The sequence below is a fragment of the Microvirga sp. P4_G7 genome (genome assembly GCF_056401005.1).
This window is the reverse complement of record NZ_JBFUKD010001011.1, coordinates 1-964: the sequence shown is the minus strand read 5'-3', so window position 1 is coordinate 964 and position 964 is coordinate 1. Positions and strand designations below refer to the sequence as shown.

The following is a 964-nucleotide window of genomic DNA, read 5'->3' as shown; positions in this document are numbered from 1 at the left end:
AGCCAATGCAGGACGAACGAGATCAAGAACAGAGCGACGAGCGCCGTTCCAAGTGAATGCGAATAGAGCTTAAGAAGAAGCCCGCCGCGGTGAACCGGCCATGGTGCGTTTCGCGGAACACGACCGTCGGATGGCGGGTCATCCGATTCATCGTCTTCCTCGTCCGGCGATCGCGATTCCGGCGAGCCTTTCTGGATCAGAACGGCCGTCAGGATAACGTAGAGCGCCATCTGAAGGAATTCGCTCTCCCAGTTCTCGAAGGTCGCGGAGACAAAGTGTCCAGTGGTGAAATATGTGATGAGCGAAATAGGCGGCAAATCGTGAGCGCGCAAATTTTCCGCGTGAGCAAAATAGCCCGCTGCGATCTGGCCGATGAACGAGAGAATGAAAAGCGTGAGAAGCGCGATCGAAAGCCCGTTGTCGCGAACGAACCGCCTCATTCAACGCCTCCTGCGGCACGCAGTCGAATGATCGAAAGGGGGGTCGCGATGCCGATAGGACTCGGCATCGCGACAAATACGCTTTACCAGCGCTGAGTATTGTACCWGGTGTCGACTTCGGCCTTGGCCTTATCCTTGGCATAGCCGTAGCGCTCCTGAAGCTTACCTTCTAGCTGCTCACGACGGCCATTGATGGAATCGAGATCATCGTCGGTGAGATTACCCCAATTCTCCTTGATCTTGCCCTTGAACTGCTTCCAGTTACCTTCGACGCGGTTCCAATCCATTTTAGAAACTCCTATTGTTGTTCACCATGGAAACGCGACAGACGCAGGGGAGTTCCGAGGAGCTTGCGTCTCCTAGCCGTTCGGTGAGGGTACCGCCGAGGCTAAAGCGATAGTTTGCGCCATCGATAGCGGGGGGCCGACGCGTGCGCCGATTTTTCATCCTGATCTCCATGCCGATTGTTCTCAGCGCTTGCCAAAGCCGGGAGTCGTCATTCAAGGACGAGATGTTCTCTGACG

At 55.7% G+C, this 964-nt stretch carries 2 protein-coding genes; both read right to left on the bottom strand.

Features of this window, described 5'->3' with window-relative positions; translation table 11 throughout:
• On the bottom strand, positions 1–440 hold a 440-nt coding region (locus AC1DT3_RS22630; RefSeq protein WP_477467413.1), incomplete at its 3' end, for a DUF6766 family protein.
• Between the two features lie 83 nt (positions 441–523).
• Complete coding sequence (locus AC1DT3_RS22625; RefSeq protein WP_477467412.1) at positions 524–727, bottom strand: CsbD family protein; 204 nt, start codon at positions 725–727, stop codon at positions 524–526.
• Positions 728–964: the final 237 nt, after the last annotated feature.